Genomic DNA, 14,970 nt, shown 5'->3' on the forward strand with positions numbered 1-14,970 from the left:
TGGCGCCTCAGATGGGCGCCAGTTATGGCTCAACGAGGGACAGCGGGACGCTGGGAAGGCTTACGCCCCTTTGCGCTAGGCTTGCCGCCACCGGCTGCAGCCTTACGCCGCGCTTCGGCTGCCGCCTTGGCCTCTTCACGCTTGTCCCATGCATTGCCATCGTGGCTGCGCGGAGGCAAACCGTTGTGCTGGGTGAGAATCTTGCCGCCCTGTCCGGCCTTCTTGCTGCCGACCGGGGTCGAATTCTTGCGACGGGCGCTCTGATAGCCTTCGGTCGCAGGCTGATGCGCCGGGATCAGCTGATTCTTACCGCTACCGATCAGATCGACGCGCCCCATCCGCTGCAAGGCTTCGCGCAGCATCGGCCAGCCCTTCGGGTCGTGATAGCGCAGAAAGGCTTTGTGAAGACGGCGCTGTTCCTCACTTTTGACGATGGGCACGCCTTCGCTCTTGTAAGTGACCTTGCGCAGCGGGTTCTTGCCGCTGTGGTACATCGCCGTGGCGCTCGCCATGGGTGACGGATAGAAAGCCTGAACCTGATCGGCGCGAAAACCGTTGGCTTTCAGCCACAGCGCGAGGTTCATCATGTCCTCGTCAGTGGTGCCAGGGTGCGCCGCGATGAAGTACGGAATTAGGTACTGCTCCTTGCCCGCCTCCTTCGAATACTTGTCGAACATCCGCTTGAACTTGTCATAGCTGCCGATACCCGGCTTCATCATCTTGTCCAGCGGACCGCGCTCGGTATGCTCAGGCGCGATTTTCAGATAGCCGCCGACGTGGTGGGTGACCAGCTCTTTCACGTATTCCGGCGATTCGACAGCCAGGTCGTAACGCAGCCCGGATGCGATCAGGATTTTCTTCACACCAGGCAACGCACGCGCTTTGCGGTACAGCTCGATCAAGGAGCTGTGGTCGGTATTGAGATTCTCGCAGATGCCCGGATAGACGCAGGATGGCTTGCGGCAATGCTGCTCGATCTCAGGGCTCTTGCAGGCGATGCGGTACATATTGGCGGTCGGCCCACCAAGGTCCGATACCACACCAGTGAAGCCCGGCAGCTTCTTCATCTCTTCGATCTCGTGCAGGATCGACTCGTGCGAGCGGTTTTGGATGATCCGGCCTTCGTGCTCAGTAATGGAACAGAAGGTACAGCCACCGAAGCAACCACGCATGATGTTCACCGAGAAGCGAATCATGTCGTAAGCAGGGATCTTCTCGCCGCCATAGGCGGGATGCGGCACGCGCGCATACGGCGATGCGAATACGTAGTCCATCTCTTCGGTGGTCAAGGGTATCGGCGGCGGGTTCAGCCAGATGTCATGATCGCCGTGACGCTGCACCAGAGCGCGAGCGTTGCCAGGATTGGTTTCCAAATGCAGCACCCGATTGGCGTGGGCATATAGCGCAGGGTCGTTACGAACCTTCTCGAACGACGGCAGGCGGATCACGGTTCGGTCACGTTCGATCTTCGGACTGGGCAGAAGCTGGACGACCTTCGCCTCGTTCGGATCCTCGACTGGGCCCTTCTCCTGCTCGATGGCGCAGGCCTGCAAATCTTGCGTATTCACATAGGGGTTGATGATCTTGTCGACCTTGCCCGGACGATCGATACGGGTTGAGTCGATCTCGAACCAGCCCTCAGGCGCGTCACGCCGAACAAATGCAGTGCCGCGAACATCGGTGATTTGCTCAACTGTCTCACCACGCGCAAGGCGTTGCGCCACTTCGACGATAGCCCGCTCGGCGTTGCCATACAGGAGGATGTCAGCCGTGGCGTCCATCAGGATCGAGCGGCGCACCTTGTCCTGCCAGTAGTCATAGTGGGCGATGCGGCGCAACGATGCTTCGATACCACCGAGCACGACTGGAGTGTCAGTGTAAGCTTCCTTGCAGCGCTGGCTGTAGACCAGACTCGCCCGATCAGGGCGCTTCCCGGCTTGCCCGCCTGGGGTGTAGGCGTCGTCCGATCGGATCTTGCGGTCAGCCGTGTAGCGATTGATCATCGAGTCCATGTTGCCGGCAGCGATGCCAAAAAACAGATTCGGCTGGCCGAGCTTCATGAAGTCGTCTTTGCTCTGCCAGTTTGGCTGGCTGATGATGCCAACGCGAAACCCCTGGGCTTCCAGCAGACGCCCGATGATGGCCATGCCAAACGACGGATGGTCGACGTAAGCGTCCCCGGTCACGATGATGACATCGCATGAATCCCAGCCGAGCTGATCCATCTCCTCCCTGCTCATCGGCAGGAACGGCGCCGGACCGAAACACTCGGCCCAGTACTTGGGATAGTCAAAAAGGGGCTTGGCTGCGTGCATGGCTAGAAACCGGGGCAACGAAAACGGGCGCGGAATATAGCACAAAAAATGATCAGGAAGGCCGACCAGATTAGTCGGCTTTTACTGATGCTGTGCAAACGAAACGGCGCCTAACCGTTGATATAGCGCCGTGGCACGCGCTGGGTAACCTTGGTCAGCAGCTCGTAGCCGATGGTGCCGCAGGCCTGCGCCAGTTCGTCGATAGGGATCTTGTTGCCCCATAACTCCACTGCATCGCCAAGGCCCGCGGGCGGCAGATCGGTAATGTCGACTGTGAGCATGTCCATCGAGACCCGACCAGCCAGCGGAACACGCTGGCCACGGATCGCCACGCACGTCCCGGGCGGCGCCGTACGCGGATACCCATCAGCATAACCACAACTAACCGTGGCGATACGCGAAGGACGCTGGGCCACCCAACTGGCGCCGTAGCCAACACTTTCGCCCGTGGAAACCTCGCGGATCGCGATGATCGAAGCCGTCAGCGTCATTACCGGCTTCAGCCCCAGGGTCTTAGCGCTCAACTCGGCGAATGGCGAAGCACCGTACAGCATGATCCCGGGGCGCAGCCAATCCATGTGTGCAGCAGACATGGTCAGCACAGCGGCGGAGTTGGCGAATGAGCGGTTGTCGAATTCGAGATCCAGCAAACCAGTGAATTGCTCCAGCTGCGCCTCGTTGAGTGGATGGCCCCGCTCATCGGCACAGGCGAAATGGCTCATCAAGTTGAGTTCTGCAACCTGCGTCGCGCCTTGCAGGCAGGCATGGGCGCGGCGCAACGCATCGGCGCTGAAACCTAAGCGGTGCATACCGGAGTCGAGCTTCAGCCACAGGCTCAACGGCCGCTCGATATGTGCCGCCAGCAGCGCGTCCAGCTGAGCTTCGCCTTGAACGGCGACGTCCAACCCAAGCTCGGCCGCTGCGACATATTCGCTCGGCTCGAAGCAGCCTTCGAGCAACAATAGCCTCGCATTCGAATCGACCGATCGAACCTGCTCCGCCTCTTCCAGCGACGCTACGGCGAACCCGTCAGCCACATCGCGCAGACACTCGACTGCCGCGGGCGAACCATGCCCGTAAGCGTTAGCCTTGACCACGGCGAAGGCCTTACGCCCTGGAGCGCACTGTTTGGCTAGCTGATAGTTGTGACGAAGCGCGGCAAGATCGACCATTGCAACCAGGGGACGCATGGAAAGCCCTTCAGGACAGAAGTGAGCCGTTATTGTCCGGCGGTTTCTGTCAGGCCCGCAAGCGGGTGCGGCATCTGCCGGTTATTCGTCGTCGAACTGGTAACTGCCCGGCGCCAGGTTCTCGAAGCGAGAGTATTTACCAAGGAACGCCAGACGTGTGGTCCCAATCGGACCGTTACGCTGCTTGCCGATGATGATTTCGGCGACGCCCTTGTATTCCGTTTCGGGGTGATAAACCTCGTCCCGGTAGACGAACATGATGATGTCGGCGTCCTGCTCGATAGCACCAGATTCACGAAGGTCCGAGTTGATCGGGCGCTTGTTGGGGCGTTGCTCAAGCGAGCGGTTGAGCTGGGAGAGCGCGATAACCGGGCAATTGAATTCCTTGGCCAGGCCTTTCAGCGAGCGGGAGATCTCGGAAATCTCATTGGTTCGGTTGTCGCCACTGGAACCAGGAATCTGCATCAACTGCAGGTAGTCGACCATGATCATGCCGATTTCGCCATGCTCCCGGGCTAGACGTCGCGTGCGCGCGCGCATTTCCGAAGGCGAGATACCGGCAGTATCGTCGATGAACAATTTGCGGTCGTTGAGCAGATTGACCGCTGAGGTCAGGCGCGGCCAATCGTCGTCGCTGAGCTTACCCGTCCGCACCTTGGTCTGATCGATCCGGCCAAGAGAGGCCAGCATACGAATCACGATGGAGTCGGCGGGCATTTCCAGCGAGAAGACCAGGATCGCCTTGTCGGAGCGCAAGACTGCGTTCTCCACCAAGTTCATCGCGAACGTGGTCTTGCCCATGGAAGGACGACCGGCCACGATGATCAGGTCAGCCGGCTGCAGGCCGCTAGTCGCCTCGTCCAGATCGGCAAAGCCGGTTGACAGGCCGGTAATGTCCTCGCCCGCGTTGAACAGCGAGTCAATCCGGTCGATGGCCTTGACCAGAATATCGTTGATCCCTATCGGCCCACCGGTATTGGGGCGCGCTTCGGCGATCTGGAAAATCATCCGCTCGGCTTCGTCGAGGATTTCATCTCCCGTGCGCCCCTGCGGCGCATAAGCGCTGTCGGCAATGTCGTTACTGATGCCGATCAACTGACGCAAGGTGGCGCGCTCACGAATGATCTGCGCGTAAGCCTTGATGTTCGCAACCGATGGGGTGTTTTTTGCGAGCTCACCCAGATACGCCAGCCCACCGACCTGCGGCAGATGCCCTTCTTTATCCAGCTGTTCGGAGAGCGTCACCACGTCGAACGGGGAGTTGCGCTCGGCGAGGGTGAAAATCGCGCGAAAGATAAGTCGGTGGTCATGGCGGTAAAAATCGCCATCCGACACCTGGTCCAGCACGCGCTCCCACGCATTGTTATCCAACATCAAGCCGCCCAGCACGGCCTGTTCGGCCTCGATGGAATGTGGCGGCACCTTGAGCGCTGCGGTTTCCAGGTCGTATTGCTGGGGCACACTGATGTCGTTCATGGCACTCGAGATTCTTGGCATTCAGAAAAACAAAGGGCACGTTCCACTCGCGTGGAAACGTGCCCGATGGTAACCGTCAGGCACCAGAGGTGCCAGACGATAGCCGGTATCAGCCAGCGATCACGATCAGCTTTACGGTCGCTTCAACGTCGGTGTGCAGGTGCACAGCAACGTCGTACTCACCAACCTGACGGATGGTGCCGTTTGGCAGACGGATTTCGCTCTTCGCCACTTCCACGCCAGAGGCGGTCAGCGCGTCAGCGATGTCGTGAGTACCGATGGAACCGAACAGCTTGCCTTCATCGCCCGCAGTAGCGGTGATGGTGACTTCCAGTTCAGCCAGCTGAGCAGCGCGAGTTTCGGCAGAAGCCTTGCGATCAGCAGCAGCCTTTTCCAGATCAGCACGGCGAGCTTCAAACTCGGCAATGTTGGTCGGAGTTGCAGCAGTAGCCTTACGCTGCGGCAGCAGATAGTTGCGGCCGTAACCAGACTTGACGTTTACCTTGTCGCCCAGGTTGCCCAGGTTTGCGACTTTTTCCAGCAGGATGACTTCCATTTGAGTCTTACCTCTTTAACTTAACCTTCACCGTTCGCAGGTCCCGCATCGTCATCACGAGATGCCCGACCGCGAAAATCAAACAAACTGTCGACAATGGCCACAACGGCCAGTAACGGATAAATCAACTGCATGAACAGCACCAGCGTGACGTAGAGCCCCACCAGCCAGAACCGAGACATCCGATTCTTTGCGACCAGCCCGTGCACCAGCGCGATGCCGGCAAACACAAGCGGAACACTGCACAACGGTGCCAGCATCGCCACCTGCACACCGAGACTTGGTCCCAGCAGCATGCCCATCAACAACACCATCGCAGGCAACGCTGAGAAACGCAGCGACCGGAACTCGAGACCAAAGCCACCGGGGTTGTACAACAATGCCTGCCAGTACCGACCAAGCATCAGACTGAGCAGCGTGGTGATCTGCAGTAGCCCTGCCAACAAACCGGTCAGAACCGGTGCCAGCAATGCTCCCAACCGGGCCTGCTCATCCACCGAAAGTTGCTGATAGGCATCCGACAACATGTCGGGGAGCACTTTTTGCAACTCGGTGGCGAGTGCCGCAATTGGCTCGCCAAAAACCATTCCCAGCGCCCAGGCATACAACAACCCGAGCCCTACGCTACACAGCATTACTCGGGACCAGGAGCTCTGATTGCGCAACAACAGCGCTAACCCGAACGACCCCAGCAGCACCAGCAATGTCCGCGGATCACCGAAATACCACCAGACCAGCGCGGGCAATACAGCCCAGACCAATACGCCCAGTGCGTCATTCAACCCGCGACGCAGCAACACCAGGCTTCCCGCCGCAGCAGACAACCAGAACAACATCGGCAGCGCTGCAGACCCAGCCACAACAACAATTGCCTGCATACGGCCGCGCATGATGAACTCAGCCAGGGCGCGCATGCGATCTATCCTTTACGTCTGTCTAACAGTTCGATTAACGGCCGTGGCTGTCGGTGTAGGGCAGCAGGGCCAGGAAGCGGGCGCGCTTGATAGCGGTAGCCAGCTGGCGCTGATAGCGTGCTTTGGTTCCGGTAATACGGCTAGGAACGATCTTGCCGGTTTCGGAAATGTAGGCCTTCAGCGTGTTGAGATCCTTGTAGTCGATCTCTTTCACGTTTTCTGCAGTGAAACGGCAGAACTTACGACGACGGAAAAAACGTGCCATGAAATAGGCTCCTCAATAGGTCCGTGGATTACTCGTCAGCGTTGTTGTCGCGGCTGTCGCTGTCACTGTCATTTTCATTGGCAGAGTCAGATTCAGGGCGATCACGACGCTCACGGCGCTCGCTACGGTTTTCCTCAGCCTTCAGCATCTCGGACTGTTCAGTCACGGCTTCGTCGCGACGGATGACCAGATTACGGATGACGGCGTCGTTGTAGCGGAAGTTGTCTTCCAGCTCAGCCAGTGCCTTACCACTGCACTCAACGTTCAGCATCACGTAGTGAGCCTTGTGGACGTTGTTGATGGCGTAAGCCAGCTGACGACGACCCCAGTCTTCCAGACGATGGATCTTGCCACCGTCCTCTTCGATCAGCTTGGTGTAACGCTCCACCATGCCGCCAACCTGCTCGCTCTGGTCGGGGTGGACCAGAAAGATGATTTCGTAATGACGCATTGTTGCTCCTTACGGGTTGCAGCCTGCCGCACAACGCGGATCAGGCAAGGAGTGAATCAGTTATGTTGTCTTGCCAGCCAGAGAGGCGAGCAAACGCCTGCCATCCGGACAAGGGGCGCAATTCTAGAGAAGCCCGGACGACCACGCAAGGCGATTTGGTGAATATTTAACCAACCAACGACTAGCTACGCCCTGCGATGGTCCGTTCGGCCTGAATGCTTTCGAGCAACGATCTGACTTGATGGATATCGTAGGGCTTGAGCATGGTGCGCAGGTCGTCCAGACCCACGTCCCGAGCATCGACGGCGTAGCCCGAAGCAATGACGACACTCAGGCTGGCATCGCGCGACCTGGCCTCACGAACCAGCTCGATACCGCTCATGCCAGCCAGACCGACATCGGTAAGCAGCACGTCAAATGGATGCTGCTCGAGTTGCTTCAACGCAGCCTCGGCCGACTCGCAGAGGCTGACCTGGTGCCCCAGCTCGTCCATGACTTCTCCGGTGAGCATGCGCAGTGTCGGGTCATCCTCGACGAACAGAATCCTAAGGCCTGACGCGTATGTCGGCTCGATCTGCTCGGATGAAGCTGATGCCGAGTCGCACTGCTCGGAAATCGCTGCAACACGCCTCCCCTGCTCACCCAGCGCAACGCGGCTCGGCAGGTAGACCCGGACCGACGTACCCTCGCCTTCTTCGCTTTCCAGCACAACGAATCCGCCGCTCTGCTTGACGAAGCCATAGACCATGCTTAAACCAAGGCCAGACGCATTTTTATCTTTGCGCGTGGTGAAGAATGGCTCGAACGCGCGCTCGAGGATTTCCGGGCGCATGCCCTCTCCCTGATCGATGACTGCAAGTTCAACGTACGGACCGGGATCGGCGCCGGGCTGTCCCGCGAGCTGAGCAGCATCCAGGCTCTGGTTGCGCAAGCGCAGGCAAAGAGTCCCGCCATCGCCCATCGCATCGCGCGCGTTGACGGCCAGGTTGAGTATCGCCGCCTGCAGATTGCCGACATCCGCCAGTACTGGCCACAGGTCCGATGCGACATCGACATCAACCTGGACTGCGCGCCCCAGGGCACCGTTGAGCAACTCGCTCATCTGACCGAGCAATTCACCGACATCCACAGATTGTGGCTGCAACGGCTGACGGCTTGCGAAGGCCAAGAGTTGCGACGCCAGACGAGCGCCCTTTTCTACACCGCCCACAGCCGACTCCAGCCGCCGCTGGGCCGTTTCGTCACCGCTCAGGTTGCGACGCAACAACTGCAGATTGCCGCCGATGATCTGCAACATGTTGTTGAAATCATGCGCGATGCCCCCGGTGAGTTTGCCGACAGCCTCAAGCTTTTGCGCTTGCATCAGGGCTGCCTGGGCGGTGCGACGTGCGGACTCGCTGTCAAGCAATTCGCGGCTGCGCTCACGCACCAGTTCTTCGAGATGTTCGCGATACTCACGCAACTCCTGCTGGCTGCGATGCTGCTCGGTAACGTCGCTGCCGAGCACGAAAATACCGGACGTTCGGCCGTCGCGCTCGATGATTGGCTGAAACACCAGATCGACGTACAGCTCCTCCGGTTCGGCACCCGGACGGCGGTTTAGCAGTGCCCGCATGCCTTTGTCGGTGTAGGGTTCGCCGGTGCGGTACACCTCATCGAGCAGCGTAATAAAACCCTGGCCCTCCAGCTCGGGCAGCCCGTCACGCACAGGCTTGCCGAGCAGCTGGCGGTGGCCGGTAAGCTGCTGATACGCCTCGTTGACCAGCTCGAACACATGCTCGGGACCACGCAGAAAGCAGACGAAACCAGGTGCCTGGGCAAACAACCGGCGCAGTTGATTGCCTTCATCCTGTATGAACCGCGCTCGGGATATGATCGCCGCCTCGATCTGTTGAGCCGGCTGACCAGCAGACTCTTCCGAGCGCAAGGAGTCCTTCAGCTGCTGCAGTTCAGTGATATCCACTGTGTGCTGAAGGATGGCGATGACTTCGCCGTTATCGTCCAACAAAGGTGTGTGCGTCGCGCTCCAGTAGCGGTCCTCATATGCTGCACCGCTGCCGGAGCTGACCGCGATGGAATATCGGATAACGGGCAAGGTATCCAAAGCCTTCGTACGCAGGACCCTAGCAAAGGAGTCGAGGAGTTCGTCGACATGAGTCGACTCGGGAAATTGCGGGTCGGCGGCAAACGCGTCCTGAATTCGCCGCCCAGCGATTTCCTCGATGCTGCGTGCGGTGAGTTCCAGGTAAGCCGCGTTCGCATCCAGAATTACCAGATCGGGATCCAGCAGCAGGTAGGCATTTGGCGAAACCCTGAACAGAGCCTCGAAAGACGGGCGTTGCGGCATACCACCTCCATGATGCGAGCCTGGCGCTGGTCGCGATCAAAAGCTGGCGCCAGGTCTACGCCCGACGCCCAGTCAAACCAATAAAGTGACGGCTCGAGCGTCAGAGTCAGAACGGACAGTTGACCGCAGCGAAAACGATCCGTTTCCGCTGAAGAGCAAAGGTCCTAACAGAACAGGCCAAGCGAAGTAGACGCTAGCTCGCGGAGCGGGCCGAGCGCCGTTGGCGCAGGGCCTCGAACAGGCAAACTCCGGTAGCGACGGAGACGTTGAGGCTGCTAACGCTGCCACCCATGGGCAAGCGCACCAGGAAATCGCAGTGCTCACGGGTCAGGCGCCGCATCCCCTTGCCCTCGGCGCCCATCACCATAACGATCGGCCCGCTGAGATCCTGATCGTAGATCTCCTGCTCGGCCTCACCAGCCGCACCGACGACCCACAAACCGCGCTGCTGCAGCTTTTCCAGCGTCCGAGCGAGATTGGTGACAGCTACCAGCGGGATGACTTCGGCAGCACCGCAGGCCACCTTGCGCACCGTAGCGTTCAGCGTCGCGGACTTATCCTTGGGTATTATCACGGCCAGTGCGCCGGCCGCATCGGCAGTTCGCAGGCAGGCCCCTAGATTATGCGGGTCTGTGACGCCGTCGAGCACGAGCAACAGGGGGGCGCCTTCGGTGCGATCAAGCAGCTCCTCAAGCATCGCATCGCCCCAAACCTGGCTGGGACTGACGTCAGCAATCACGCCCTGATGCACGCCCTCGACCCAGGCGTCCATTTCGCGGCGCTCGCACTGGCCGACTCGAACCTTCGACTCGGCAGCCAGCTGGAGCAAATTCTGCACGCGCGGATCATCACGCCCCTCTGCCAGCCAAATCTGTTTGACTCGCTTCGGATGATGGCGAAGCAACGCCTCGACGGCATGAAGACCATAAACCTTTTCTAGATCGCTCATGATTTGGCCTTGCGCTTACGAGGCGCGGCGCCCTCAGGCTTCGGCGTGGCCTTGCCGGCGGCCGCCTTCGGTTTCGAGCCGCTGCGCTTTGGCTTGCTCTTCGAGGTTTTGCCTGCCTTGGCGTCGCCTAACAGTGCCTTCTTAATCTCACGGCTCTTGCGCACGTCATCGCTGACCGACTCATTGCCCTTCGACAAAGACGCATCAGCGCCTTTCTTGCCGCGACCGTCTTTACGTCCGCCGCGGCCGTCCGGGGCTCCGCGCTCGCCGGCTCCGGTCTTGCTGCCACCGCCAATCAACTCGAAGTCGATCTTGCGCTCATCGAGATCGACACGCATGACCCGCACCTCGACGCTGTCGCCAAGACGGAAACTGCGACCGCTGCGCTCACCGGACAGGCGATGATGCAACGGATCGAAGTGGTAGTAGTCGCCCGGCATCGCCGTCACGTGCACCAACCCTTCGACGTAGATATCGGTCAGCTCGACGAACAGGCCGAAGCCGGTCACGGCCGTGATAACGCCGGGGAAATTCTCACCGACCCGGTCTTTCATAAACTCGCATTTCAGCCAGTTCACGACGTCACGTGTCGCTTCATCGGCGCGGCGCTCGGTCATTGAGCACTGCTCGCCCAACTGCTCCAACGCGGCCTCGTCATACGGATAGATGCGCGCCTTAGGCATGCTGGTAGCGCCCGCACGGCGAACGTGCGACGTGTCGCGCTTGGAGCGGATCACGCTGCGAATTGCCCGATGGATCAGCAGATCGGGGTAGCGGCGAATCGGCGATGTGAAATGTGCGTATGCCTCGTAGTTCAGGCCGAAATGGCCATTGTTGTCAGGGCTGTAAACCGCCTGACTGAGGGAGCGAAGCATTACCGTCTGAATCACATGGAAGTCGGGACGCCCCTGGATATGCTCCAACAGCGCCTGGTAATCCTTAGGCGTTGGCCCCTCTTTGCCTTTGTGCAAGGTCAGGCCCAGCTCGCCGAGAAACGCTCGGAGTTTCTCCTGACGCTCCAGGGGGGGACCATCATGCACACGATACAAGCCCGGAATATCGTGATCCTGAAGGAAGCGTGCAGTGGCCACGTTGGCGCATAGCATGCACTCCTCGATCAGCTTGTGCGCGTCGTTGCGCTCGGTCGGCTTGATTTCCGAGATCTTGCGACCAGCGCCGAAAACGATGCGGGTTTCCTGCGTCTCGAAGTCGATCGCCCCGCGGGCATGCCGCGCCTTGAGCAATATCTTATAGAGCGCATAGAGCTGCTTAAGGTCGGGTAGCACTTCACCGTACTCGCCGATAAGGCCTTTGCCTTCAGCCGAAGATGGCTGTTCAAGCATGCTGCTGACCTTGTTATAGGTCAGTCGTGCGTGGGAATGGATCACCGCTTCATAGAACTGGTAATCCGTCATCTTCCCCGACTTGCTCAGGGTAATTTCGCAGACCATCGCCAGACGGTCGACATGCGGATTTAGCGAGCAGAGCCCATTCGACAATTCTTCCGGCAGCATCGGCACGACCCGCTCGGGGAAGTACACCGAGGTACCACGTACTTCAGCTTCCTGATCCAGCGCCGAGCCGACTTTTACATAGTGCGAGACATCGGCGATCGCCACGTACAGGCGGAAGCCACCGGAAAACAGCTTCCAGCCACTGAGTTTCTCGCAGTAAACGGCATCATCGAAGTCACGCGCATCCTCGCCGTCGATGGTAACGAACGGCAGGTGCCGAAGATCGACGCGTTTCTGCTTGTCCTTCTCCTCGACTTCCGGCTTGAGCTTGGCGGCTTCGCGTTTTACCGCATCCGGCCAGACATGCGGAATGTCGAAGCTGCGAAGCGCGACATCGATCTCCATACCGGGAGCCATGTAATTGCCGATGACCTCGACCACGTCGCCCTGCGGCTGAAACCGCTGAGTCGGCCAGTGGGTAATCTTGATCTCGACGAACTGACCCGGCGTGGCATCCATGGATCGACCCGGCGTGACCAGCACTTCCTGCTGGATCTTGGGGTTATCAGCCATCACAAAGCCGATTCCACTTTCTTCCTGGTAGCGGCCTACGATGGTTTCGTGGGCACGACCGATGATCTCAACAATCGCACCTTCGCGGCGGCCGCGGCGATCAAGCCCGGCCACGCGAGCCAGACAGCGATCACCGTCAAACACCAGACGCATCTGTGCTGGACTCAAGAACAGGTCGTCGCTGCGGTCATCAGGGATGAGAAAACCGAAACCGTCGCGATGACCGCTGACGCGACCGCAAACCAGGTCCAGCTTGTCTACCGGGGCATAGGTGCCACGCCGGGTATAGATCACCTGACCGTCACGCTCCATCGCGCGCAAACGGCGGCGCAGAGCTTCAATGTCATCTTCGGAGGATAATCCGAACTCTTCCACCAGCTGCTCACGGGCCGCTGGCGAGCCGCGCTCGCTCAGATGCTTGAGTATCAATTCGCGGCTGGGGATGGGGTTTTCGTACTTTTCCGCTTCACGTGCGGCCTCGGGATCGAGGGATTGCCAATCGGCCATTAAGAGATGTCACCTTTCATTCATTTATAGAGGCAGAACGCCCTATATCTATTGAAGCGCGAAACGCCGTCCGACGGCAGCTTTCACGCGAATTATTTTTCCTGGACGGGGCTTTACAAGGCATAACCCCGCCCGTATAGTTCGCGCCCACAATGTCTGGTAGACGTTGTAACACGGAAACGACGAAGTATCATCGTTTGCAGTGCCCAGGTGGCGGAATTGGTAGACGCACTAGGTTCAGGTCCTAGCGGTGGCAACACCGTGGAAGTTCGAGTCTTCTCCTGGGCACCATTTATCCGATGAGACACTTGCGACAGCGAGTGTTTCATATACACAAGGTTTGTCGACCTTGACCAACAATAGACATAAGTCGGTGAGCAATCATCGCAATGTGCCCAGGTGGCGGAATTGGTAGACGCACTAGGTTCAGGTCCTAGCGATGGCAACATCGTGGAAGTTCGAGTCTTCTCCTGGGCACCACTCTTCAGAAAAAACCGAGCCACTGGCTCGGTTTTTTCGTTTCTGCTTAGGCTCAACACACGCAACAGCCCCGCTAACATAATCACACGGCCAACATTTAGACTGCCGCGCACAAAAGAAAGACCGCCCCAGGGCGGTCTTTGTATTTCACGCCAGTGATCAGGCGTAGGGATGACGCAGCACGATGGTCTCGTTGCGGTCCGGCCCGGTGGAAATGATATCGACCGGCGCCTCGACAAGCTCCTCGATACGCTTGATGTAAGCACGCGCATTAGCCGGCAGAGCCTCGAGCGACTTGACCCCGACGGTGGATTCATTCCAGCCAGGCAGCTCTTCGTATACTGGCTGCAAGCCCTGATAACTGTCCGCGTCGGTCGGCGCATCAACCAGCACCTCCCCATCACGGTCCTTGTAAGCGACGCAGATACGGATGGTTTCCAGGCCGTCCAGTACATCCAGCTTGGTCAGACAGATACCTGAGACACTGTTGATCTCGATTGCGCGGCGCAGGATGACCGCATCGAACCAACCGCAGCGACGGGCGCGACCAGTGGTCGAGCCGAACTCATGGCCACGCTCAGCCAGACGAGCACCCACCTCATCGAACAGCTCAGTGGGGAAAGGGCCGGACCCGACGCGCGTGGTGTAGGCCTTTGTAATGCCGAGGATGTAGTCCAGATATAGCGGACCAAAACCGGAACCAGTGGCAGTGCCCCCCGCCGTGGTGCTGGAGCTGGTGACATAGGGGTAGGTGCCATGATCGATGTCGAGCAACGAACCCTGCGCACCCTCGAACATGATGCGCGCACCCTGCTTGCGCAACTCATGCAGTCGCGCCGAGACGTCCGTCATCATCGGCCGGAGGATATCGGCGTAGCCCAGCGCCTCATCGAGCGTCTTCTGGAAATCGACAGGCTCGACCTTGTAGAAATTCTGCAAGATGAAGTTGTGATATTCGAGCAGTTCACGCAATTTGACCGTGAAACGCTCAGGGTTGAACAAGTCGCCGATGCGCAAACCACGACGGGCAACCTTGTCTTCATAGGCCGGCCCAATGCCACGACCCGTAGTACCGATCTTGCCTTCGGAACGCGAAGCTTCACGCGCCTGATCCAGAGCGACGTGATACGGCAGAATGAGAGTACAGGCTGGACTGATGCGCAGGCGCTCACGAACAGGGACACCCTTTTCTTCGAGCTTGGTGATTTCACGCATCAGGGCATCCGGCGCCACGACCACGCCATTACCGATGAGGCACTGTACGTTCTCACGCAGAATTCCGGACGGAATCAGATGCAGCACAGTTTTTTCGCCATCGATGACCAGCGTGTGACCAGCATTGTGACCGCCCTGGAAACGCACCACGGCCGCAGCCTGGTCGGTCAGCAGATCAACGATCTTGCCCTTGCCCTCATCACCCCACTGGGTGCCCAGGACCACGACATTCTTACCCATAAACCTTGTCCTCTTGGCGAAGCATTACCGGTTATGAC

Annotated in this window: 11 protein-coding genes and 2 tRNA genes; 2 read left to right on the forward strand and 11 right to left on the reverse strand. The window is 59.1% G+C overall.

Going from position 1 to position 14,970, the window contains the following annotated elements; translation table 11 throughout:
- Positions 1-29: 29 nt before the first annotated feature.
- The 10 genes from RT21_RS13730 to rnr form a co-directional block, all read right to left on the reverse strand.
- Positions 30-2,315 carry a YgiQ family radical SAM protein gene (locus RT21_RS13730; RefSeq protein ID WP_046163166.1) on the reverse strand — a complete coding sequence of 762 codons (2,286 nt, stop codon included), beginning with the start codon at positions 2,313-2,315 and terminating at the stop codon, positions 30-32.
- A gap of 110 nt (positions 2,316-2,425) precedes the next feature.
- Positions 2,426-3,505, reverse strand: coding sequence for an alanine racemase (alr, locus tag RT21_RS13735; protein WP_046163167.1), 1,080 nt, complete (start codon positions 3,503-3,505; stop codon positions 2,426-2,428).
- Positions 3,506-3,586: 81 nt separating this feature from the next.
- Entirely contained in the window at positions 3,587-4,981 is a 1,395-nt protein-coding gene (dnaB, locus tag RT21_RS13740) for a replicative DNA helicase (protein ID WP_045424438.1), read from the reverse strand.
- A gap of 109 nt (positions 4,982-5,090) precedes the next feature.
- Positions 5,091-5,537 (reverse strand): 50S ribosomal protein L9, encoded by a 447-nt coding sequence (rplI, locus tag RT21_RS13745; protein WP_045424436.1) that lies wholly within the window; start codon positions 5,535-5,537, stop codon positions 5,091-5,093.
- Positions 5,538-5,557: 20 nt separating this feature from the next.
- Positions 5,558-6,451: a YybS family protein gene (locus tag RT21_RS13750; RefSeq protein ID WP_045424435.1), complete on the reverse strand. Its 894-nt coding sequence runs from the start codon at positions 6,449-6,451 to the stop codon at positions 5,558-5,560.
- Between the two features lie 34 nt (positions 6,452-6,485).
- Positions 6,486-6,716 (reverse strand): 30S ribosomal protein S18, encoded by a 231-nt coding sequence (rpsR, locus tag RT21_RS13755; RefSeq protein ID WP_019340128.1) that lies wholly within the window; start codon positions 6,714-6,716, stop codon positions 6,486-6,488.
- A 28-nt stretch (positions 6,717-6,744) separates the two neighbouring features.
- On the reverse strand, positions 6,745-7,167 hold the full coding sequence (gene rpsF, locus RT21_RS13760; RefSeq protein ID WP_045424432.1) for a 30S ribosomal protein S6: 423 nt from the start codon (positions 7,165-7,167) through the stop codon (positions 6,745-6,747).
- 181 nt (positions 7,168-7,348) lie between these two features.
- Positions 7,349-9,514 (reverse strand): PAS domain-containing protein, encoded by a 2,166-nt coding sequence (locus RT21_RS13765; RefSeq protein WP_046163168.1) that lies wholly within the window; start codon positions 9,512-9,514, stop codon positions 7,349-7,351.
- A 193-nt stretch (positions 9,515-9,707) separates the two neighbouring features.
- Positions 9,708-10,463: a 23S rRNA (guanosine(2251)-2'-O)-methyltransferase RlmB gene (rlmB, locus tag RT21_RS13770; RefSeq protein WP_046163169.1), complete on the reverse strand. Its 756-nt coding sequence runs from the start codon at positions 10,461-10,463 to the stop codon at positions 9,708-9,710.
- A complete protein-coding gene (rnr, locus tag RT21_RS13775; protein WP_046163170.1) occupies positions 10,460-12,997 on the reverse strand; it encodes a ribonuclease R in 2,538 nt (845 codons plus the stop codon). The genes rlmB and rnr overlap by 4 nt, the downstream gene beginning before the upstream one ends.
- Before the next feature lie 204 nt (positions 12,998-13,201).
- On the opposite strand from rnr, the gene RT21_RS13780 reads away from it, so the two are divergent.
- A tRNA-Leu gene (locus tag RT21_RS13780) sits at positions 13,202-13,288 on the forward strand.
- Positions 13,289-13,390: 102 nt separating this feature from the next.
- Positions 13,391-13,477 (forward strand) — tRNA-Leu (locus tag RT21_RS13785).
- A 159-nt stretch (positions 13,478-13,636) separates the two neighbouring features.
- Here the strand turns inward: RT21_RS13785 and RT21_RS13790 are convergent.
- Positions 13,637-14,932 carry an adenylosuccinate synthase gene (locus RT21_RS13790; protein ID WP_046163171.1) on the reverse strand — a complete coding sequence of 432 codons (1,296 nt, stop codon included), beginning with the start codon at positions 14,930-14,932 and terminating at the stop codon, positions 13,637-13,639.
- Between the last annotated feature and the right edge of the window lie 38 nt (positions 14,933-14,970).

This window comes from Pseudomonas sp. 10B238, from assembly GCF_000970615.1.
Classification (GTDB): domain Bacteria; phylum Pseudomonadota; class Gammaproteobacteria; order Pseudomonadales; family Pseudomonadaceae; genus Stutzerimonas.

Excerpts from the sequence above, each read along its gene's own strand:
- RT21_RS13765 (WP_046163168.1), bottom strand. The coding sequence starts at position 9,514 with ATGCCGCAACGCCCGTCTTTCGAGGCTCTGTTCAGGGTTTCGCCAAAT.
- rpsF (WP_045424432.1), bottom strand. The coding sequence starts at position 7,167 with ATGCGTCATTACGAAATCATCTTTCTGGTCCACCCCGACCAGAGCGAG.
- rlmB (WP_046163169.1), bottom strand. The coding sequence starts at position 10,463 with ATGAGCGATCTAGAAAAGGTTTATGGTCTTCATGCCGTCGAGGCGTTG.
- dnaB (WP_045424438.1), bottom strand. The coding sequence starts at position 4,981 with ATGAACGACATCAGTGTGCCCCAGCAATACGACCTGGAAACCGCAGCG.
- rplI (WP_045424436.1), bottom strand. The coding sequence starts at position 5,537 with ATGGAAGTCATCCTGCTGGAAAAAGTCGCAAACCTGGGCAACCTGGGC.
- RT21_RS13750 (WP_045424435.1), bottom strand. The coding sequence starts at position 6,451 with ATGCGCGCCCTGGCTGAGTTCATCATGCGCGGCCGTATGCAGGCAATT.
- RT21_RS13790 (WP_046163171.1), bottom strand. The coding sequence starts at position 14,932 with ATGGGTAAGAATGTCGTGGTCCTGGGCACCCAGTGGGGTGATGAGGGC.
- RT21_RS13730 (WP_046163166.1), bottom strand. The coding sequence starts at position 2,315 with ATGCACGCAGCCAAGCCCCTTTTTGACTATCCCAAGTACTGGGCCGAG.
- rpsR (WP_019340128.1), bottom strand. The coding sequence starts at position 6,716 with ATGGCACGTTTTTTCCGTCGTCGTAAGTTCTGCCGTTTCACTGCAGAA.
- rnr (WP_046163170.1), bottom strand. The coding sequence starts at position 12,997 with ATGGCCGATTGGCAATCCCTCGATCCCGAGGCCGCACGTGAAGCGGAA.
- alr (WP_046163167.1), bottom strand. The coding sequence starts at position 3,505 with ATGCGTCCCCTGGTTGCAATGGTCGATCTTGCCGCGCTTCGTCACAAC.